This window comes from Saccharothrix sp. ST-888, from assembly GCF_000955975.1.
In the GTDB taxonomy this organism is placed as follows: Bacteria; Actinomycetota; Actinomycetes; order Streptomycetales; family Streptomycetaceae; genus Kitasatospora.
In genome coordinates, this window is record NZ_JYJF01000370.1 from 1 (window position 1) to 455 (window position 455).

Sequence of the window (455 nt, forward strand, 5' to 3'; positions counted from 1 at the left end):
TCGCAATGGTCAGCCGGTGAAGCCCGGGACCACCAGGCCGGACTCGTACGCGATCACCACGGCATGGGTCCGGTGCTGCGCGCCTAGCTTGGTCAGCACGTTTTCGACGTGAGTCTTGACAGTTTCCAGGCTCACCGTGAGGGACTCCGCGGTCCCCGCATTGGAGCGCCCGAGCCGCGGAAGGTGGTTGTGATCACCGCCTCCGAGCACGACGGATAGGTCACCGCCGCCCTCAGGGCGGGGGCCGGCGGCGTCGTCCTCAAGCGCCTCCCGGTGCGCCAGATCCGTGATGCGCCCCGGGTGGTGGCTGCGGGCGAACCGGTCCTCAGCCCGGCCGCCCTGCGCCGCATGGCCGCCGCCCCCCCGCTGGCCTCCGCCGAGGCCCTGCCGCAGCCCGCCCTGACTGGCCGGGAGGAGGAGGTGCTCCGCCTGATGGCCACCGGGCTCTCCAATCC

General features: G+C 72.3%; 1 protein-coding gene and 1 pseudogene. One reads left to right on the plus strand and one right to left on the minus strand.

Features of this window, described 5'->3' with window-relative positions:
* Positions 1–9 precede the first annotated feature (9 nt).
* Positions 10–210, minus strand: coding sequence for a response regulator transcription factor (locus UK12_RS44655; RefSeq protein ID WP_269432062.1), 201 nt, complete (start codon positions 208–210; stop codon positions 10–12).
* A gap of 63 nt (positions 211–273) precedes the next feature.
* Between UK12_RS44655 and UK12_RS43855 the strand changes: the two are divergent.
* Positions 274–455 (plus strand): annotated as a pseudogene (locus UK12_RS43855) (DNA-binding response regulator); the annotation flags it as partial.